The organism is Flavobacterium rhizosphaerae (genome assembly GCF_046000445.1).
GTDB classification, from domain to species: domain Bacteria; phylum Bacteroidota; class Bacteroidia; order Flavobacteriales; family Flavobacteriaceae; genus Flavobacterium; species Flavobacterium rhizosphaerae.
This window is the reverse complement of the sequence record NZ_JBELPZ010000006.1, coordinates 1-20,980: the sequence shown is the minus strand read 5'-3', so window position 1 is coordinate 20,980 and position 20,980 is coordinate 1. Positions and strand designations below refer to the sequence as shown.

The window sequence follows — 20,980 nt, the reverse complement described above, 5'->3', positions numbered from 1 at the left end:
GGTGTTGACTAAACAAATAAATACCTATAATGTTTTCATTACAAAATAAAACGGCGGTAGTAACCGGAGCCGGCAGCGGTATTGGCAGGGCCATTGCGGTACTATTGGCTAAACAGGGCGCCCATGTGCACGTTTTAGAAATAAGCAGGCAAGAGGCCGAAGAAACAGTTTCTGAAATTCTTGAGAACAAAGGTAAGGCTGTGTCGCATATTTGTGATGTGTCTGACCAGCAAACGGTTGTGAAAACCTTTAAGGGAATCGGCCCTATTGATATCTTGGTTAATAATGCAGGTATTGCGCATATAGGAAGGGCAGACACCACATCAGAGGATGATTTCGACAGGGTAATGCGCATAAATGTAAAAGGTGTATATAACTGCCTGTTTGCTGCTATTCCACGATTGAGGCTGGCCGGTGGCGGAGTTATTATTAATATGGCATCTATTGCGGCCCTGGTAGGTATACCGGACAGGTTTGCTTATAGTACCACTAAAGGTGCGGTTAAAGCTATGACCATGAGCGTAGCTAAGGACTATATTACAGAGAATATCCGCTGCAATTCCATTTCCCCGGCAAGAGTACATACCCCATTTGTAGATGGCTTTTTACAGAAAAATTATCCGGAAAATGTTAATGAAATGTTCGATAAACTTTCCAAGACACAACCTATAGGCCGTATGGCTCAGCCGGAAGAGATAGCGTCATTAGTGCTCTATCTATGCAGTGATGAGGCACGCTTTATCACTGGCGTTGATTATCCTATCGACGGTGGATTTACAACCCTTAACAACTAACAAATATATTATTCATATGAAACTAATTCGATTTGGAGCCAAAGGCGACGAAAAGCCAGGCGTTATTATAAACGATAAGTGGTTTGATGTATCGCACCTTGTTGCTGATTATAATGAATTTTTTTTTGGCGGCAATGCACTTTCTGAACTTAAAGCTGTTATAGAAAATGCCAGCCTGCCCGAAATAGATAAAGATACTCGTTTGGGTGCCCCTATGGTAAGGCCCTCTAAACTGGTTTGTGTGGGGCTCAATTATAAGGACCACGCTAAAGAAACCAATGCACCTATTCCGTCAGAACCTATATTGTTTTTTAAATCTACTACCGCGATTGTTGGCCCTAATGATGATCTTATTATTCCTAAAAACAGTAAAAAAACCGACTGGGAAGTGGAACTTGCCCTTATTATTGGTGAAAAAGCAAGTTATGTTTCAGAAGAAGATGCGTTAAGACACGTGGCAGGTTATGTATTGCATAATGATTACAGTGAACGCGAATTTCAACTAGAGCATAATGGGCAGTGGGTCAAAGGAAAAAGCTGTGATACCTTTGCACCGCTAGGTCCGTTTATTGCCACTACCGATGAAATTGAAGATGCATACAATCTTAAGCTGTGGCTTACCGTTAATGGTAAAAAAGTACAGGAAGGGAATACATCCAACCTAATTTTCGGGATTCCGTATTTGATAAGTTACATCAGTCAATTCATGACGCTTTTACCGGGTGATGTTATAAGCACGGGTACTCCTGCCGGTGTTGGCCTGGGTATGAAACCGGAACCGTGGTATCTTAAACCCGGCGATGTTGTAGAGTTAGGTATTGACGGTTTAGGCAGTAGCAGGCAGCTCGCGAAAGCATTTAGCTTCCTTTGAAAGGTTTATTTTTAATATATTTTAGATCAATTCTGCGATTCTGCGGGCGAGTGGACAAACCTATTCCGATTGAATCCCTTTCGCCAATTCGGGGTAAACCACTATTTCTATTGGCTACAGATAATTTGCACTGTAATTAAAGTTGGTGGAGAGAGTCAATGTAATTAATTCCATTAATACCGCAAGAATTCGACTGTTCATTAAAAAGTGGTACAATCAGCACAGTTTGGCTATAGTATTAATGAATAGTTTTAATTTATTAAATACAGTGTTTTAAATTCATTTTGTGAATGCTTTTTAGAAATGGAATAGGTACTCACCTAATAACTCACATTTATATTGATTTAATATGGTTTATTTTGGCATTTAACACAAAAAAAAAGCCATAAATACTTGATATTTACGGCTTTCAGTGCATTTTGGGATTTGTACTGGTCGGGGTGGCAGGATTAAAACGGACAATGCAGCCCATGTAAGGAGAGCTAGCAGGACACATAGAATAATTTTTAGTAGTTCCGTAAATATACCCATCAGAAGCTTTCATGAGCTCACCGTTTATACTGTTTGGAAAAGCATTCATGCCTGTGTAGGATACTGTAACCAATGCTGCCAGGCTTGTTTCTTCATCCGTTAGGTTATGCTTGTAAATGCCAACGCCTGCAGCGCCGAACAACTGTCCTTCGAGGGCTTCAATGACACCACACTTAGGATTCCTGATTGTTGGAAAATCACCCGTTCCAAAGAGTGATACCACACTGAATTCATTGCCAATAGGATCGTATTCAAATAAAACACCATCGGTATTTCCGTTAAGCTGTACATTTCCGCCAAAATATGTGGTCCCGTAAAGCTTTCCGTTAGAAGCTAAAAGAAGGCGGCCATTGGGCTGCATTCCATTTATACTATCAAAAACGTGTACCATTTGTGCGTTAGCGCCACTGGCATCCGTTTTTATAATCGCTCCGTAGCCCAGGCCCAGGTTACCGGTTGCAGTTCCGCCCCTGTTTGCTAATCCCCAAAATTCTTTTTGTGCTGAGAGTGAGTTTACCACAAGGAGGAACGTTATAAGTAGTTTTGTTTTCACTAATAATATGAATTACTGTTTAATAAATTTCTTTTGAAATGTCCCTCGATCTGTTGTAGCTTTAAGAAGGTAGCTTCCGGCTGGTAATTCAGCTACATCTATTTCGGTATCAATATTTGTCATAATTTTTTGCCCTAGCATATTGGTAACTTCCATACTGGTAATAACGGCATCACTTTGAATTATCAGTATATTTTTAGCTGGGTTAGGGTAGAGGATCAAAGAAGTTCCGTTCAAGTAATTGCCAACCGAGAGTTCACTTTCGGTAACTGTGCGGCATTCCGATAAAGCTGTGCATTCGTTTTCATTAGTCACTTCGACAGCGTAACTCCCTGCCTGCGTTGGTGTAAAGTTTACAGTAGTTTGTCCCTCAATAGGTTCTTGTGTATCACAATTTACCCATTGGTACGTAACATTTTCCGCTATTGCAAACAAATCCCCATTTTCAAAATTGACTTCTATTTCCGGTGCAGAAAGTTGTGTAATCCATATCTCCTGTGATTTTCCGTAGCATTCGTCATTTTCCTGGGCAATGACATAGTAAATGCCTGCATTTGTAATGGTAATAGTCTCTGTGGTTTCGCCAGTATTCCAGCGATAAGAAAGGTTGGGATTTGTAAAATTAACAGAGAGTTCCAGTGTTCCCCCCTGGCAGATTTGGGTTGTCTCGGGAATATTAATTACTGGAGATTCCGTATTGCATGTGCCATACTGCACTAAAAATCCATTATAATGATTAAGGTTAGGTGTAAGAAAGTGTGCCGTAGCATCAAAATATGCATTACGCCGGAAAAAACCTGAAACCCATACATTACCTCCGTTGATTTGTTGGCGTACGGAGACAGGATAGATTCCACCGAGTGGTTCGGAAGGGCTGTAAAGCCCTGCAACTGTTTTAGACCAGATTAAATCGCCTTCAGTACTAATCTTCTGCAGCAGCATCTTATTTTCACTGATATTGCTGTTTTGTCCAACAGCATAAATATTGTTGAGCCCATCGGTAATCAATCTGTCAAAAGTATCATTTGCCGTCAACATTGGAATAAATACCCAATCCACATCCCAAGTTCCGTTAGACAGTTTAATTAGTACAGCATCGGATTCATTACCATTGCCATTACCGTAGTAAGGCTGTTGTTCCAACATTAGAAAACCGTAAAAATTTCCACTTATATATACATTTCCCATCTGGTCAATTGCAAACCCCATCAACTTGGGATCCTGTGATGCAAGGTTTTGGACATAAAAGATATCAATAGTTTTTGATGCCTGGAGATCTCCAAAGGCATTATAAACGTATAATGTTTTAGCTGACTCTGAATTGGACCAACGATAAAGATTACCCTGAGTGTCTGATTTAACTTGTTCACTATCACTTATTGAATTATCAATAGGTGTATATAAAAAACCGTCTAATTTTTTACAAAGTACTATATCACCTGTTGGAGTATACTTAGTTATAAATACAGCGCCTTGCTCCGGTGAATGCGTGAGTGTTTGTTCTGTGGAAAAAGTGATGGATTCCCTAAAATAACCGCTAAGATTGATATTGCCATTTAGATCGAAATGAATCTCACTAAGGGCATTCAGCAACGGATATGTGTTAGACCTCTCGGAAGTCTTTACCCACGTTACATTGCCATTGCTATCTAACTTGGCTAAGAAATAGTTTCTGTCGGATTGTAAATCGACATTAAATGTACTTAGAGGGAAATTGTTGATTTTGCTGTCTTGTCCACTAAAGTAGTCACCAGTAAAGTATATGTTACCCGCGTTATCGACAATGATTTTGTCGTTATTGATTTGAGAATCTGTAATCAGACCTTCCGTAACTTTTGCCCAAATTATTTGCCCCTCAGCATCGTATTTAGCAATGTAGCCTTTATAAAGGCTGTTAGACTGTAATACTATCCCATCCAGATTGAAAGATGAACCATAGAATACGTTTGCTATATAGCTGTTCCCTTCATGATCTATAGCCAAAAGTCCTGCTGTTGCCGCGATTGTGCTACTTCCGAAACGCTTTACCCAAGCGAAGTCTGGCTCTTGCGAATAGAGATGTTCATGAGAAAATAGTAGCATTAACAATAGATAGGCAGAGATAATATATTTGCTTCCGGATGAAGGAATATTTTGGTAATTTTTTGCCATGATGATTTATATGAATAAAGAAGTGATATAACAGTTAAAATTATTAAAACCCTATGTAAGAAACAATAAAACAAAAAAGAGTTTTGGTGTTTTACACCAAAACTCTAGATGAATTAGAATGAAATTTTTATTTTATAATTATCTGTCGGCTTTCTTTTTTCCCGTCAATAATTAATGTTACAATATAGGTGCCTTCTGATAGCTCTGTACGGTCTATCTTGTTTTCGCCTTGCTCTAATTTATAATTCTCGATAAATTTGCCTGTTGCGTCACTAATAGTTGCAGAAGCCGAATCGGCAAATGCAGCTATATTAATAACAAAGTCACCGTTGCTAGGGTTTGGATATATAGAGACCCCTTTAATAACGTTTTGTTGGTTATCTGGATTACCTTGCCTGGCAGCACTATGGGTTCCTACCAAAGGGGCACATAATCTTGTCCTGCAACTACCATTAGTTACAACTACACAAACTGAGGTGGGTGCAGTTCCGCTTCCACAAAGCGTAAGTGCATTACCTGACGGGCTGAAGAATACGGTTGTTCCATTAGCAACAACTGGTGTTGAAGAACCATTCAGGAACCATTGATATGTGGAACCTGCCGTTGCATTAATGACAGTGTAGGTGTCGCAACCACCTGGGCTCGGATCAAAAGAGCCACCGGTAATTGTGGGATTGTTAAATACAGCAGAGTTTCCTGTAACTGTAATTGGCAACGTTGCGACAGCTGCAGGGCAGGTTCCTCCTGTTACATGCGTGATCGTTAAATTATATGTTCCAGGTGTAGCAGTAGCTGTAGTATTTAAGGTAATTGCTCCTGTTGTAGCATTGACTGTGTAATTAGAGAAAAGGCCTGCAGGTGAAGAAGTAACCGTATACGTACCATAGAAAGGGCTTGGCGCATTCGCAACAGTAATAACTGTTTGCCCAGTAACACCAATGCTCCAACAACTCGCGCTTATTGAATTAGGTGTAACACCTGTATAATTTACTATGCGTGTTGCAGCAGTGCTATTACAGCCTCCTGCGCCAATTGCCACAACACTCACCACGCCCGACGCAGTAGTACCTCCCGGTGTTACCGAAATCGTAGGTGATGTAGTAGTTTGCGTTGAGGGAGTCCAGCCAGTAGGGAACGTCCACTGGTAAGAAGTTGCCCCAGCGACCGGGTTAACGGTATAAGTTACAGCCGGTCCGCCGTTCCTGGTAACACATGTCGGAGATTGGCCTGATGTTGTTACAAATGTAGGCGTTGCCGGCCGTACATTTACCACTAAACTTACTGCCGTACTTGGGCATTCTGTAGAACGAGCTGTGATTGTATAGGAACCGGCAGGGGTACCTGACGGTATGCTGATGTTAGCAATTGAACGGGGTGTGTTTGATCCTATGGGGTTTATCGACCAACCTGACGGTAATGTCCAAGTTGTATTATTGATTTGTGCATTTACCGGTAAACTATATACATTAGAAGAGCCGGCAGTAACACAGGTTGCACCAGTAATTGCTATAGCTGATGTGAAATTTCTATTTATATTATAAGTTACTATTGTAGGGTCACAATCTCCTTCAATAGTAAGAGTAAGAATTGCTGGGTTATTGTCTATACCGTTAACGGTAACGTCTGGGCTTGCATCCGATGGTTGGACTAAGTTCCAGCTTGCTCCCTGAATAGTCCATGTATAGGTAAAATCTGAGTCTACAGATCCAGGATTTGCAGTAATTGAAAACGAGCTTGTGCCAGTAGGCATACATGTCGGAGGTGCCGCCGACCATGTTGGAACCGATGGGAGCGCACCTACTGTTTTACTTACAACGGTGGTGTGTGATGCAAAAGGTATACTATTACCATCCCAGGGATTAGCACGACCATAAGCACACTTAATTTCCCATAGACCTTCTAAGACAGCCGGAATTTGTACTGTAATTGAACTTTTATCAGCAGAAGTATAAAAATTAGTTAATGTTATAGTTGGATCATCCTGACGCGCAATTGACCAATAATATTCATCAATTCCAATACCATCCTGCAAGTTATCACTCGCTACTTGGTCAACTGAATAAGTATAAGTTTCTCCAGCTTCCCAACAGTCAGGCCCTACTATAGGGGGTACATATGCGTTATTCCCCGGAACAGTGCTCGTCCCAGAATATCTTTTGTAAACATCAAAACTCATCGAGCCGCCACATGCAGATGCAGTATAAGCGATACTGACACGTCCCTTGCTGCGCGCAAGATTATAAGTTTCTGAAGTTCGAACTGTTTTGTTAAATGAGTAGATATTTCTTGTAGTAGTCGTTGCAGATGCAGATTGAGAGATTGTAGTGTTTGGAGCTGTCTGTACAGTAAATGAAAGATCTCCTGATAGCGACCACGTTGTTAATGTTAGTCCGGATGGATTATTTATAGTAAAGCTTCCGCTTCCCGGATCTGGCATAACTACTGCACCACCACTGCCAACTGTACCTCCAAAACCAGCGGTTCCTCCGGATCCGGCAACTACTACCTGTACCGTTGAAGGCACAGTGACCGTCGGCTGCGCCCATCCTAGTGAGCTGACCAGCATGAGTATGGCAAAGGCAATTTTGCCCGGCATACTCTTTCTTTCATTAGTAAAGTTTTTCATAAAAAGAGATATTGATTAAAATTAAATTGATTAGAGTGATACCTAGTCTCTGGTTCCCCATAACTATAATGCAGGTCGGAAGGTTTGTCCAGGCCATGTCAAACTTAGTTCTTTAGGCTTGCAATACGATTATCCAAATCCCGCCAAAATTTTGCAAAAACCGTCATAACTTGTTGTATTACAGGATTTGTTCTATTTCTTGTTAGATTTAATTTAATTAAACACTGCAGGAGTTACGGAAAGCGGTTGGCGTCATCATCGTTTGTTTCTTAAAAAATTTACAGAATGCGGAAACTGTGCTAAATTGAAGTTCTTCGGCAATGTCCAATATAGATAGGCGTTCTGTATTAAGAAGGTTTTTTGCTTCGGCTATAAGTGCATCCTCAATAAACTGTTTCACGGTTTTACTGCTTGCGTGTTTAATAATCTTGGTAAGGTGCCCGGCGGAGACACACAGTGCTTCAGCATAAAACTGTACACTATGTTGTTGTTTGAAATTTTCTCTTACCAATTGAATAAATCTTCCCAGCGTATTTTGGTTTCTTATGTTGTGATAGGACTCATATCCTGTATCCTCTTTGCATAATCCGATTATTTCACAGATCATAAGGTTAAAATAAAGCTTCTTGATTTCATCATCTGGTGCATGGACTGATTCTGCCTGTTTAATACGTAAGAGTCTGTAAAACGTTTCGAGAGAAACATATGTAGTTGCGCTAAGTCGTAGTAAAACCACTTGGTTATGAATACTGCGTTGGAACGCCAAGGCCTGTTCGGTATCAAGTAGGTTTGCGCAACAATAACCATCGGTAAAAGAATAGCTATAGATGGTTGTGGATGAGGGCGAATTGAATATATGGACTACAGATCCTATGGGCATGTATAGAAAATCTCCTGTCCCAACCTGATAATCAGTATTATTGACCCTTATGTTAAAGCCTCCTGAAACTATTAACAGAATCGAATATATTTCCATAGTAAACCTAGCCTCTTCAATCGCAGTAATTGTATTTTCAGCTACCGTTACTCCCTGCTTGTGTGCGGGGCTGAGAGTGTTATTGGTTAGGTATCGTATCATGGCTATGTTTTAAAGTAAAGTTTCATTAGATAAATGCATACGAATAACAAGTTAGCTATGGTTACAAAGAATAAGATTTCAAGTGATAGCTGTAGTGGTTCAAAATGTTCAGCTCCGTTTGTCAGGTATTTGACAGCGACATCGTAAGCGTGAAGGTCTATGATAAAATAGATACCAATAATATCGAGAAAGAGTATAAATCCCCCAAGAACAAACTTGATTTTAGATTCACGTTGGTATATCCAAGTCACCATATCAAATTCTTCTGCCATGATAGATCCCGCCGGCTATTGCCATGATAATTGCTTTTGCTTCGCTTTCGGTGGCACCCGATGCTGCAGCTACAATATTGTTGATTGTCAGTTTCCAGTCCTTGTCCTTGCCTTTTCCTTTGTCAAGCGCCGCGGCATAGCGCGCTATTGCAGCCGTCACTAAGATGGTCTTTTTTTCATAACCATTTAAGTTCGCGTCCAGCAAGACGTCCTGCTCATAATTTATAAGTGAATTGTAGACAACACTAAATTCGGCCTGCTGATAACCGGGTGCTGAAAATGTTGAAAACAACACGCTGAAACGGTCCTTCGCGGTGTCGGAAAACTGGCCAGCGTCCAGTACCGCTTCAATGTTGCTGTTCTCAATTATTTTTTCCTGTGCTGAAGATATCGGCAAATAGTTCTCCAACGCCAGCGTACTGAAATCCTCATGTAAGAATGCGTGCGTTTCTACAAATGATAAAATGCTATTAAGTGTGGATTGGGGCGGGTCATTTTTCAGGGTCAAAAGTAAATTGTTGTGGGTCTTTCCTATGCCGTCATATGGATTAGCAGGATTTTCCGGATCGATACCTGTTTTACGCAATCTTAAAACGGCATCGTTGCCCTGTCCCGTAATTTGATCTGTACTTTCGGGGCTGCATGAATACAGGCACAGGGCCAGAACTGCAAGCCTAAGGATGTTTTTAATCATGATGCAAAATGTTTTGGTTACTGGATAAATGTCTTCAGTTTCATTTCGCCCGGGTTTATGAACAACAGTTTTTACCGCTGCCTGAATTCAAAGCAAATCTATTTGTATAGGATTTGACTAACAAATGAAGTGTTATTGAATTCTGGAATTTCATACTTGAAATTCCAGAATTCAATACTGTAATTAGATATTTATTTGATTGGTAAATAATACGTTAGGCGCGTGTTCTGAAAAAATAAAGAGAAAGTCAATTGTCACTAAAACATAGACGCAAGTTGGATAAAATTGAATACATTAGCGTAGAAAAACCACACCGAATAAAGCACTAATGTGAAAAAAGTCCTTTTCCTGTCCTTATGTTTTGCCAGCTTGGTGGTAATGTCACAGGATAAAACAACATCAGAAAAATACAGTTTGTATTCCAAGTCATACAGCTATTTGGATCAGAAAATAGAAGAATCTTCAGACTTGAATGCCGCACTTCCCTATCTCAGGGCATATCTCGTCAAAGCACAAAATGAGCAAAACGGGGCTGAGATAGTGAACGGCTATAAAAATCTCCTTCATGCTTCTCCGGAGTCGCAACGGCTTATATATGCGGACAGTATGGTGCTCGCCGCGACAAGAGCAAATGATAATGAACTTATTGGGGCTGCCTACCTCACAAAGGGGATTGTATATTTTTCCAGAAAACAACATATCAAGGCCCTTGACCATTACCTACTGGCCAACCGTTACCTCATTTCAAGTAAGGACCCCTATCTAAAGAATAAAGTAAAGTACAATATCGCCAATATTAAATATTACCTCGGATTCTATTCTGAAGCTATTGTCCTTTATACCGAATGTGAAGCTTTTTTCAGAAATGAGAACCCCACAGCTTACATAAGCTGCCTTCATTCTTTGGGCCTGTGTCATAACAGGATGGGTGATTATACCCAAAGCAACATAATCAACAAATTTGCACTGGAGGAAAGCCAACGTCTGGGAACTCCGGATATGATTCCGTATATCATGCTTTCGCAGGGGATTAATCAATATTTTTTAAAGCAATATCCCGAATCTGTAAAACAGATTTCGGCTACCCTGAAAGCCATTATAGAGGACGGTGATTTTGCGAACGAATCAGTCGCCTATTTCTACCTCGGAAAAAACTATATGGCTTTAAAAGAGAAAGCAACCGCTATAAACTACTTTAAAAAGGTAGACAATATATTCGACAAGAAGGGTTATCTGCGTCCGGATTTACGTGAAAGCTATGAAATACTGATAAAGGACAATAGGAAACACAACATTCAAGGTGAGTTGTATTACATTAACAGGCTATTGAAAGCTGATAGCATTTTGAACACCAATTACAAAAACCTGTCTGAAAAGATACATAAGGAGTATGACACTGTTGAATTATTAAGAGCCAAAAATGCTGTAGAGAAACAGCTGTCTGATAAGAAATTGGGAGAGCGTTTGTTCATTTTCCTATTTTTAGTCCTGTTTTTAATTATTTTATTTCTGTCGTACAGGTATTACAGGGTACGTGAAAAATATAAAAAGAGATTTGAAAAACTGCTGCGGGATGTAGAACCTGAAAATATAACGGTAAATGCAGCCCGGCCTTCAGCCCCGACTCTGGATCCACTTAATCTGAAAGAAGAGGTGATAGAATCTATTTTAGAAAATCTTGCTAAGTTTGAACAAAAGCATGGCTATTTGCAGAAAGACCTTACGGTTGGAAAGGTAGCGGAGGCTTTCGGTACAAACGGTAAATATCTTTCAAAAGTGATTATGGCTTATAAGGGGAAGAAGTTCATAAATTATATTAACGACTTGAAAATAGACCATATCGTTACCTTGCTAAAAACCGAAAGGAAATATAGAAGGTATACAAACAAGGCCTTGGCTGAAGAAGCAGGCTTCAGTACCACCCAGCATTTCACCACAGCGTTCGTAAAAAAGGCCCTTATAACACCAACCTTTTTCATCACGGAATTGAACAAGGTCTACATTAATGACGAATAGTTGCATCTAAAGTTAAATAATATTACCTTTAGGGAACATTACTAATATACCTGTTTCGAAGTAAAGAAAATCATCAATTCCTTTTTCTATTATTTTTCCTCTTCATCTTATTGGCAAATTCCTGTTCCTCATAATCTTCACCCTGGCTGTCCGGTAATAAACTTCCCCAAGCTTCGAATATATTGTCATTCTTTCTAGGAACCAAAAATCTAAATGGGTCTTTCTCATCACTAATGACTGGTGAAGGAGACAGTTCATTAGATTGTACGGTACCCGAATCGATTTTAATTCCGTTATTCCACCGCTCCTTAAAGATGTTAGCGGAAAGGTTTTTACCCAGTTGGGAACCATTCCATACACTCCGGGATTCATGGTCAATAAACGTAATTCCGTATATTCTTCCTTCATTATTACGGCGCACCACAACATTTACACCCTGTTCCAGCAATTGCTTTTTAAACTCAGGCTCGTTCTTCACCATGTGCATTGCCGCTTCAATACTGTTCTTAAGTATTGCCTTTGCGGGATGCTTCGCCATAAGCACTTTTGATTTTTCAAAGTGCATTACGAGAGCATCCAGCCCGGCATACTTTCCGAATAAGGAAGACTTAAAAGGCATCCCGGTTTTTTCTCCTTTGGTATCCAGAGTAAAGTACACCAGCCCTTTTTTAGCAACCCCATTGGCTTCGCCGCTGATCTGTTCGGCAGTAATGTTGAAGAGTGAAAGCAACGCATTATAGGTGCCCAGATTGGGAAAGCTGTAGTATTTAGGAAGATACCGTACGACTGCTGCCATTTGGCTTTTAACATCACCTTTGATATAATCCACTGGTTTGAAAATAGGTTTTTCATGCTGTTGCGTTTTTTCGTCGGCAGGTTTAAGACCGAAAGCCTTCTCCAGGTTTCGGCAGGCGGCCATGGATCGGTGGTGGTCGTAACTGTCGGGGATTTTACTGCCGTCCAGTTGTACGCAGGTGGTCACAATGTGAATGTGGGCACGTCCAATATCGGTATGTTTGTATACTATATAAGGCTGGCTGGAATAACCCATTTCTTTCATGTACTGCTCAGCGATTTTTTTAAAGCGTTCATCACTGACCTTATCGGAAGGATCCGGGTTAAGGGATATGTGCCGGACCGGTTTCTCGGTTTTATTGTTAGCGATCAGGTAAGGGTCAAAGGCACGGCATATTTGTGCTACAGTGAAGTTACCGTCAACGGGTTCGGGTATTTTATGGGCTAGCAATACCTTGCCGTTTTCCTTATCCACTTTGACTTGGTTATAGGAGACAGCCCCAAAAATATTGATCCCCTTTCCGATTTTAGCGATCATTTTTCCTCACCATTTAGTAAGTGTTTTGATTCAAATGCCTGTGTTAATTCAATAATTTTTTTACACAACACAGCCATTTCAATAGTCTGTTTTTCCAGCCTGTAGAGGTAGGCTGCCGCTTTTTTCTCTGAGAAATTACGGTATAATATCTTTACCACCTGATTATAATTCACACCGATTGAACGGAAAAGGCTGAAAAACTTGGTCAGTTGTGTATGGTATTCTATTGCCTGTAGGTCAATTTTAACTGTTTTAATTTCCCTTTCAAGTAGCATTGATACAATAAATTTTGCCTTGTTGTGCATCCCCGAACTTTCAAAAAGCGATAGCAGCCGGGCATTTTCTTCGTCATTCAGGCGAAACACATGGCGGTGTGTGCTGGGGTTAAGCTTGGGCTTACGCCCCCCTTTGTTCCTTTTAATGTTATCCTTTCCATCCATCATACATCCAATTATATTTAAAAACAGCCGACTTTGGAGGGTGTTTCCAGCCCCCTGCAAGGGCAAGTTGTTTTGAGGCACCGATAAGGTTTCGGGTGCCTCAAAACATAACTTGCTCCTTTCCCGCGAAAGGAAAATCCGCCTTATCCGGCGGATTACAGGGAGCCAGGGAAAACGGCTTCAGGCCGCTTCCTTAGCAATCCAAACAGTCAGTAGTATACTGACAAAGTAAAGGAACCTTTTTATCAGCAGCATCATGGAAAGCATGGCCAAAGCCTGACTGTGAAGGCCAAACCGTACCGGGATCAAAAGCCCTTAGTAATGTGTGATTTACTTTGTATCGTTGGATGTGATTACGCACATACGTAGTTACTTACGCACATGCGTACCTAAATATACAGCTACCCATGCAGACACGTAAGTATATGGGTATTGATATATGTGTGAGGCTATTTATTTACATATGTATGTACCCGTATATGCTTGTATTTGTATAAGCAGGTACCTAAACCTATACCTATGCACATCTGTATAATTGTACCGGTGTACGCGGGTATGCAGCTACCCATCTACACCTGCGCCTATGCGAGTAATAAACTATTTATATACATATGGAACGATTTGACAGAACACTATTTGTGGCCTTCGCTTCCCAAAAGGGAGGTGTAGGCAAAACAACCTTTACAAGCCTTGTTGCGAGTGTCCTTCACTATCGCCTGGGTTACAATGTAGCGGTGATCGACTGTGATTACCCGCAATACAGCCTCGTACAGATGCGTGAACGCGATATGAAAATGGTGATGGAAAATGATGCAATAAAGAAGCTGGCGCACCGGCAGTTTCAGGCGTTGGGCAAAAAAGCCTATCCTGTTATACAACAGAAACCTGATACGGTACTGGAGGCTGCGGAGCAAATGGCTGCGGATGCGAGTAACGGCCTTGACATCGTGTTCTTCGACTTACCCGGTACGGTGAACGCGCCGGGCATTATCAAGGCATTGGCAGGCATGGACTATATTTTTACCCCTATTGTGGCGGACCGCGTGGTGATGGAAAGCACCTTGGTTTTTACCCAACTGGTCACCGATGTGCTGATGAAACAAAAGCAGGTGGCGATCAGGCAAATTCACCTGTTCTGGAACCAAGTTGACGGGCGCGAACGTAATCCGCTATATGAACAGTACAGCTCCATTATTAAAACACTCAATCTTAAAATCATGAATGCTTCGGTAGCCGCCAGTGTACGCTTCAGGAAGGAAAATGATGCGGACAACCGGGGCATTTTCAGGTCCACTTTGCTTCCGGCGGATGAAAAGCTACTACAGGGGTGTAATCTGGATACATTTATAAATGAGTTACTAGTAATACTAAAAGATTATAGTGATGGAAAAGGATAAAAAAGACAAAAATGCCGATATTGATGAGCAATATCTGATCTCTATGATGGCTGGTGGTGTACAGAAAGAAGGACTGTCTTCTAATACCGGCCCTGTTGAAAATACTGAGGCCAAGCACGTAACTAAACCTAAGGCAAGGAGTAAAACCAGAGGTGCAGACAATTATGAGCAGGAGTTTTTAAGAAACAAGGACGGTAGTGCCCGTGCCGGCAAGGTGGTATATGTACGGCCTGAATTTCACGAAAGGCTTACGCGTATAGTGCAGGTGATAGGTGAAGATAAAATAAGCGTATTTGAATACATGGATAATGTATTGGAACACCATTTCAAAGAATTTGGTGATGAAATAATCCAAAGTTTTAATGATAAATATAAACCAATACTGTAGTTATGGAAAAGATAATAATAGCCGTACTTCTAGCGGTAATAGCCTTTTTACTCTCATTAAGGGCAAAGGCTAAAAATGACCACGCCCTAAACAAAACAGAAAATGATCCATTGCCCGGAGTACCCGATATTATGGGCAGGCCAAAGCTAGGCGGGCGCCAGGCACTTCCAACTCAGGCCATCGAGACCGAAAACCATGATAATGCAGCTATTGATTCTACCTTTGAAGCTGTAAATAGAAGGGAAACTAAAATCCCGATTCCGCAGGGAGAGCCTGATGAAGAACACGCACCCGACTGGGACGATGAAGAAGAGGAAATGAAAGGGTATGCGTCAAATGCAATTTACAGCATTCATGATGGTTTAGCCACAGGGGTTACCTATGATGAGCTTGCTGCCATGGGAAAGATGCTTGAGCGTAATGTGCTTCAGCCATCTGAAAAACAGGCCACGGTAAGTTTAGCTTCTAAAATTGACGGAACCGAACTCATGCTCATGCTGGAGACTGCCGTGGGAGATGCCTCTAGAAAGATAGCAAAGCTACTAGACCGGGCTGACTACCAAGAATCAGATTCAGGTTCTTCCTATCTGCGGAATGATAATGAAGGGAATTTTAATATAGAGGATTATGTTTAATCCTCTATATTTATTTATAAATTTATGTCAGCAAGCGGATTATTTTTCGTGTAGTCATCTACGGCCAGGTTAAAGCGAATATCCAAAAATTCTCGTATCGCCTTGAAATCGGGGGTTGTCAATTTTGTCTCCAGGCCATATGTCTGCAACACTGAGGGTAGGCTGACGTTAAACTGATAAAGAAATTCATCAGTCTTAAAGGCCTCTACAGGGAAATGGACATAACAATCCTTTTCATCCATCTTCGATATTTTAAAGAATAGTTTCTGAAATTCCTCAATACCGCCACCCCGTTGTTCGAGCTTGATAGATTGCCTGGTTTTATAGTTTACCATGTAATTCTGTATGTTCAAAATGATCTGCCAGTCTTTCCATCCTTTCGCTCTGAAGCCGTTAATCAGGCTTTGAAATTCAGGCTTCGGTTTAAGCTCTTTCAGGGTAAGGTAAACCGACTTTTGTACATTGTTGAACCTGTTTTTAATAGCCTCTATACTGAAATCGCGGTTATATTTTGCGCTGAGATCACTCTTCCATTTCATCACGCTGTTCTCCCGGGGCAGGTTAACATCAAAAACAATCTTTTCAAAATGAGGAGCCATAAGGTCTTGAAACTCTTTTTCTGAATAAATATCACGATGGATGCGTTGATAAAGGTTTACAGCAAAATATTTCATATTTAACTTTGATTCCCCGAAAAACTGCCAGAATGTTTTCATGAACTCATCCTGTTTTAATACGCTGACCTTATCCAGGATGTAGGAAAGTGAAGCCATATTATAAGCTATATGTTCGTTAATTTTTTTAATGTCACTGTCATCAAATTTATAGATGTACACTTTCCATGCTATAAGGTCATTTGAGGGCAGCTGCTCCGGGCTTTTTACACTGTCACTCATTACCAGTGAAATTTTGATTTTTGATTTTAATAAATGAAAATCCAACCCGGATAATGCAATTTCGGCAAGCACTGTTTGAATCGTTGAAATATATTCCTCCGCCACAGAAAGCACTTCATAATTATTTAGGAAGTCTATTTTCCACAAGCTACCCAAAGCATAAAAATTACAGTAGCGTATGGCGCCAATATCATTTAGCGGGAAGTCGTCCGCCTGTGCGACAATGGCTTGGTTGTATTCTTCGTGTGACAGTTCGGAATCAATTTTGCCGTGTAATGGAATAATGATTTCTTCTCCCACATAGTCAAGATACGTGATGTAACTATCGACGAGGTAATTGAACTGCGCAGAACTTTTTTTCATGACATACAGTATCCAGGCCATCCTTTGCGTGCTTTTGCCCTCTATATCAATATCTTTAATATCAAAATTGGAGTCAAGCCGTAGATGTATGTACTTACTGTAAGCCTGTAGGGCATTGAACCACCCACCCGATTTGAAATCCGAATAGAATAGCATTGCGAGGCTGGTTTCAACCCGCTTTATTAATTGCTTGTTTGTGCTCAGCCGGAACGCAGCCAGAGCATAGTTTTTTGCTGCGAAGTGCATACCAACGCTGTTATATAATTGCCCGATGTTTAGAAGTGCAAGGATATAACCCTCAATTGTATCTTCCTGCAGGTAATTGTCCTTTGCTTTGTGAAAATATTGCAATGCCTTCAAAAGGTTGTACGGCTCCTTCGTTTGCAGATAACTGTAGCCGCGTTGCACCTGGCTCTTTGCCAATCGCGCACTACCTTCGCGCTTGTCCACCAGCGGGAAAAGCCTCTCTGAGAATTCTTCCAGTACACCAATTATGCCCATCTCGTCAGTTGGGTCAATATTGATTTGGAGTTTAATAAACTTTTCTATACGGTCACCAAACTGGGAAAGTTTAAATAAAGGAGCTGTTTCGGCAAGTTCCAGTATCTGATTAAAATAGGTCATGAACTCCGTCATTTCTCCGTTCCTGATACGGTTAACGCCGAACAGCATAAGCCCCTTTATCTGAATAAGGAAGCATTTTTCATTGGTGTTACATTCTGCTGATATCCTGCGCGAAACAAGCGTGTAAAGGCTGACGAACCATTTCCGGAGTTCCTTCATTTTCAGCTTGCTCCGTTTGCTTCCAATGGCGACGAACAGTAAATTAATAATAATATCAGCATTTTCTATTTCCTGGGCATCCTTGAACAGGGAAATATCAGAGAAATAAAACCTGAGCTCTTCTTCAAATCCAATTAAACTTCCACTTGGCCGTGACCTTTTATTTAGGTTCTCGTAGTCTACCTCGTAAAATTCGTTGTTAAGGAAGACAATTTCGTATATTGCTTTCCTCCTGAAAATCCCGTTAATACTTTTTTCCCTTGCGTAAAAGATCAAATGTGGATTCCATAAATCTTTATGCCGGTGCAGGTATTTCTTCCTACGGGAATAATTTACAAGGTCAAGGATTTCGGAAAACTCCCCAATCCTGAACTCGGTTACCGGTTCTATCTCACTATAATATTGGTGACGGCGTGCATACCATTTATCTTCTTCATTACCGGTATTTAGCAAAGTTTGTTCAAAAAGCGTGTGTGTCAGTTTTCGATCTTCTGATTCCTGTTGCGTCACTTTCAGGAATACGCATTCCAGCAGCGCGCTGAATACTTGATTATCATCTGTTTGGGCAATTGGGTGCGGTAGTCTTAGCAGTAACGCCTCAATATTTGACTTCAAATTTAAAAACTCCTGTTCGGGATCAACATCGGAGAACCTCCATTGTGTCATTTTTGTAAAGTCGTTCCAAAAAGCGTCCTCCAAGCCGTTAAAAACTTTTATTGCCTCCTGTGCAGCCAATTTACTACCTATATCACTGCTTTTGATATTTTTCTCTTCCCTTGTGATGTATTCGCTTACGATGCTTTTGACTTTAGCTGAAAATTTATCCAACAGCTCGTCATTTGGATTATCCTGATTCTCAAACCACTCCCTGAGAAGGTCGGCGTCATTTTCGCCATATTTTTTTGCGATGTTTGAATTGGTCTCGAAGATAAATTCTTTGGAAAAATCGCTATAATCTGATTTAATATGAAGCATGAAAAAGTGGCAAATACATTTTTTTATTTCTTCACTGCTGAAGGAAAAATTACTAGAATACAATTTTACCTGCCGGAACTTAACATTCTTATTGGCTTCATCTTTTTGAAAAATGTCTTCTTCAAATTCACAGAAAATATCTTCCTTATTGTTATCGAGAAAATTCTGAACCCATGTCTCCAGCGTTTTTAATGTCTGATAATTATAACCTCTTTGAGAATTGAATGCATCTGTATCTTTAGAGAAGATGTAAAGTTTATGAGTTTCCATAATGGGAATAATGATAATAATTACTGTACGTATCATCCTTCTGGTACCATAGCCAATTAGCATTTTCTTTTTTGGCGCAGTTGGTTTCCAGTCCTGCTAATATAGTTTATTTGTTGTTTATGCATCACTTAGCTGCAAAACAATTCCACTAAATACCACTTATATTCCCCAGTGTTTCTATTGCTTGAAATTTGACATAACCCTGCACTTAGCAGGCAATTAATAACCATTAATTCGGTAAATGTTATGAGGAATAAAAGCAGAAAATTACTGTTTACGGCAGCATTGCTGCTGGCAGTATCGGGGGCATTCGCCCAGGGAGACGGCTCTGCCGGTATCACGGAAGCCACCCAGATGGTCACATCGTATTTCGGGCCGGCCGTACAATTGATCTATGCCATTGGCGCCGTGGTGGGATTAATTGGTGGAGTCAAAGTATACAACAAGTTTAGTAGCGGTGACCCGGACACCAGCAAAACAGCAGCCAGCTGGTTTGGTGCATGTATCTTTTTGATTGTGGCGGCTACCATACTCCAATCCTTCTTCCTGTAAAGCCAAATGTTATGAATAGTTATAACATCAACAAGGGCATTGGCAGGACGGTGGAGTTCAAAGGGCTTAAAGCGCAATACCTGTTCATTTTTGCAGGTGGGCTTTTGGGTGTATTAATAATAGTGATGGTGCTATACATTGCCGGAGTAAACTCCTATGCTTGTATGGCGATTGGCGGTGGTGGTGCCGGACTCATCATCTGGCAGACCTTTTCTCTGAATAAAAAGTACGGGTCGCACGGGCTGATGAAGCTGTCGGCTAAAAAGCGCCACCCGCGATACATTATTTGCCGCAGACAGATCCGCAGGTACATCCGGTCGAACCCTAAAAAGGAAACGGCATGAGAAGCACAGCAAAAGCCACCACGCTGGAGCGCAAGTTCCCGCTGCTGGCAGTCGAAGAAAACTGTATCCTGAGTAAGGATGCCGACATTACCGCCTGCTTTGAAGTGCACCTACCGGAACTATTTACGGTAGCTTCGGCCGAGTACGAAGCCATCCATGCCGCCTGGCACAAGGCCGTCAAAACCCTGCCAGACTACACGGTAGTACACAAACAGGACTGGTACATCAAGGAAAACTACGCCCCCGAGCTGAATGAGGAAGGCTTGAGTTTTTTGGGAAGGTCGTACAGACAGCACTTTAACGAACGCCCGTTCCTGAACCATTACTGCTACCTGTTTTTGACCAAGACCACCAAGGAGCGGATGCGCATGCAAAGCAACTTCTCGTCGCTGTGCCGTGGCAGGCTGGTACCCAAGGAAGCGCGGGACAAAGAAGCCGTGCATCAATTTATGGAAGCCGTGGCGCAGTTTGAACGTATCGTCAACGATTCCGGGCTGACCAGGATGGAACGGCTGACCGAGGATGCCATAGTGGGTACCGATGGAAAAACAGGTTTATTGGAACAGTACCTGACCTTATCCCGAAGCGAAAACGAACCGATGCAGGACATTGCATTGGGCGGTGAAGAAGTGCGTATCGGGAACAAACGGCTGTGCCTGCATACGCTCTCCGACACGGATGACTTGCCGGGTACGGTGTCGGCCGATACGAGGTACGAGAAACTATCGACCGACCGAAGTGACTGCAGGCTGTCGTTTGCCGCGCCTGTCGGGCTGCTGCTTAGCTGCAACCACATCTACAACCAGTACCTGTTTTTGGACAACAGCGAGGCCAACCTGCAAAAGTTTGAGAAGTCTGCCAGAAACATGCACTCGCTGGCACGCTATAGCCGCAGCAACCAGATCAACAAGGAATGGATTGAACGCTACCTGAACGAAGCACATTCGTATGGGTTGTCGTCCATCAGGGCACACTTCAATGTGATGGCCTGGTCTGATGACCCGCAGGAACTGAAGCA

Annotated in this window: 17 protein-coding genes; 9 read left to right on the top strand and 8 right to left on the bottom strand. The window is 41.5% G+C overall.

The genetic code is table 11. The features are described 5' to 3' along the window. Positions 1 to 29 precede the first annotated feature (29 nt). Together ABS766_RS07545 and ABS766_RS07540 are read left to right on the top strand one after the other, a co-directional pair. Entirely contained in the window at positions 30 to 794 is a 765-nt protein-coding gene (locus ABS766_RS07545; protein WP_408084520.1) for an SDR family NAD(P)-dependent oxidoreductase, read from the top strand. A 16-nt stretch (positions 795 to 810) separates the two neighbouring features. Beyond that, positions 811 to 1,665 carry a fumarylacetoacetate hydrolase family protein gene (locus ABS766_RS07540; protein ID WP_408084519.1) on the top strand — a complete coding sequence of 285 codons (855 nt, stop codon included), beginning with the start codon at positions 811 to 813 and terminating at the stop codon, positions 1,663 to 1,665. Between the two features lie 409 nt (positions 1,666 to 2,074). Here the strand turns inward: ABS766_RS07540 and ABS766_RS07535 are convergent, their stop codons facing one another. From ABS766_RS07535 to ABS766_RS07515, 5 genes are all read right to left on the bottom strand, one after another. After that, positions 2,075 to 2,749, bottom strand: coding sequence for a choice-of-anchor tandem repeat GloVer-containing protein (locus ABS766_RS07535; RefSeq protein ID WP_408084518.1), 675 nt, complete (start codon positions 2,747 to 2,749; stop codon positions 2,075 to 2,077). A gap of 12 nt (positions 2,750 to 2,761) precedes the next feature. Beyond that, positions 2,762 to 4,900: a T9SS type A sorting domain-containing protein gene (locus ABS766_RS07530; RefSeq protein WP_408084517.1), complete on the bottom strand. Its 2,139-nt coding sequence runs from the start codon at positions 4,898 to 4,900 to the stop codon at positions 2,762 to 2,764. A gap of 127 nt (positions 4,901 to 5,027) precedes the next feature. Further along, on the bottom strand, positions 5,028 to 6,932 hold the full coding sequence (locus ABS766_RS07525) for a T9SS type A sorting domain-containing protein (protein ID WP_408084516.1): 1,905 nt from the start codon (positions 6,930 to 6,932) through the stop codon (positions 5,028 to 5,030). Positions 6,933 to 7,743: 811 nt separating this feature from the next. Continuing rightward, positions 7,744 to 8,604, bottom strand: a complete 861-nt coding sequence (locus ABS766_RS07520) for a helix-turn-helix domain-containing protein (protein ID WP_408084515.1) — start codon at positions 8,602 to 8,604, stop codon at positions 7,744 to 7,746. 255 nt (positions 8,605 to 8,859) lie between these two features. Beyond that, positions 8,860 to 9,570 (bottom strand): hypothetical protein, encoded by a 711-nt coding sequence (locus ABS766_RS07515; protein WP_408084514.1) that lies wholly within the window; start codon positions 9,568 to 9,570, stop codon positions 8,860 to 8,862. 378 nt (positions 9,571 to 9,948) lie between these two features. Between ABS766_RS07515 and ABS766_RS07510 the strand changes: the two genes are divergently transcribed. After that, entirely contained in the window at positions 9,949 to 11,586 is a 1,638-nt protein-coding gene (locus tag ABS766_RS07510; RefSeq protein WP_408084513.1) for a helix-turn-helix domain-containing protein, read from the top strand. Between the two features lie 73 nt (positions 11,587 to 11,659). On the opposite strand, the gene mobB is transcribed toward ABS766_RS07510, so the two are convergent. Then, positions 11,660 to 12,919 carry a conjugal transfer protein MobB gene (gene mobB / locus ABS766_RS07505; RefSeq protein WP_408084512.1) on the bottom strand — a complete coding sequence of 420 codons (1,260 nt, stop codon included), beginning with the start codon at positions 12,917 to 12,919 and terminating at the stop codon, positions 11,660 to 11,662. Further along, a complete protein-coding gene (gene mobA, locus ABS766_RS07500) occupies positions 12,916 to 13,359 on the bottom strand; it encodes a conjugal transfer protein MobA (protein WP_408084659.1) in 444 nt (147 codons plus the stop codon). The genes mobB and mobA overlap by 4 nt, the downstream gene beginning before the upstream one ends. A gap of 611 nt (positions 13,360 to 13,970) precedes the next feature. Between mobA and ABS766_RS07495 the strand changes: the two genes are divergently transcribed. The 3 genes from ABS766_RS07495 (at position 13,971) to ABS766_RS07485 (ending at position 15,779) form a co-directional block, all read left to right on the top strand. After that, a complete protein-coding gene (locus tag ABS766_RS07495) occupies positions 13,971 to 14,756 on the top strand; it encodes a ParA family protein (protein ID WP_408084511.1) in 786 nt (261 codons plus the stop codon). Then, a complete protein-coding gene (locus tag ABS766_RS07490) occupies positions 14,743 to 15,144 on the top strand; it encodes a DUF3408 domain-containing protein (RefSeq protein ID WP_408084510.1) in 402 nt (133 codons plus the stop codon). The genes ABS766_RS07495 and ABS766_RS07490 overlap by 14 nt, the downstream gene beginning before the upstream one ends. Positions 15,145 to 15,254: 110 nt before the next feature. Continuing rightward, on the top strand, positions 15,255 to 15,779 hold the full coding sequence (locus ABS766_RS07485; RefSeq protein ID WP_408084509.1) for a conjugal transfer protein TraD: 525 nt from the start codon (positions 15,255 to 15,257) through the stop codon (positions 15,777 to 15,779). A 14-nt stretch (positions 15,780 to 15,793) separates the two neighbouring features. Here ABS766_RS07485 and ABS766_RS07480 read toward each other — a convergent pair whose 3' ends face one another. Next, positions 15,794 to 19,066 carry a dsDNA nuclease domain-containing protein gene (locus tag ABS766_RS07480; RefSeq protein ID WP_408084508.1) on the bottom strand — a complete coding sequence of 1,091 codons (3,273 nt, stop codon included), beginning with the start codon at positions 19,064 to 19,066 and terminating at the stop codon, positions 15,794 to 15,796. A gap of 246 nt (positions 19,067 to 19,312) precedes the next feature. Between ABS766_RS07480 and ABS766_RS07475 the strand changes: the two genes are divergently transcribed. The 3 genes from ABS766_RS07475 to ABS766_RS07465 all read left to right on the top strand — a co-directional run. After that, positions 19,313 to 19,618, top strand: coding sequence for a DUF4134 domain-containing protein (locus tag ABS766_RS07475; RefSeq protein WP_408084507.1), 306 nt, complete (start codon positions 19,313 to 19,315; stop codon positions 19,616 to 19,618). Positions 19,619 to 19,629: 11 nt separating this feature from the next. Continuing rightward, entirely contained in the window at positions 19,630 to 19,962 is a 333-nt protein-coding gene (locus ABS766_RS07470; protein ID WP_408084506.1) for a DUF4133 domain-containing protein, read from the top strand. Next, on the top strand, positions 19,959 to 20,980 hold a 1,022-nt coding region (locus ABS766_RS07465; RefSeq protein ID WP_408084505.1), incomplete at its 3' end, for a TraG family conjugative transposon ATPase. The genes ABS766_RS07470 and ABS766_RS07465, both read left to right, overlap by 4 nt.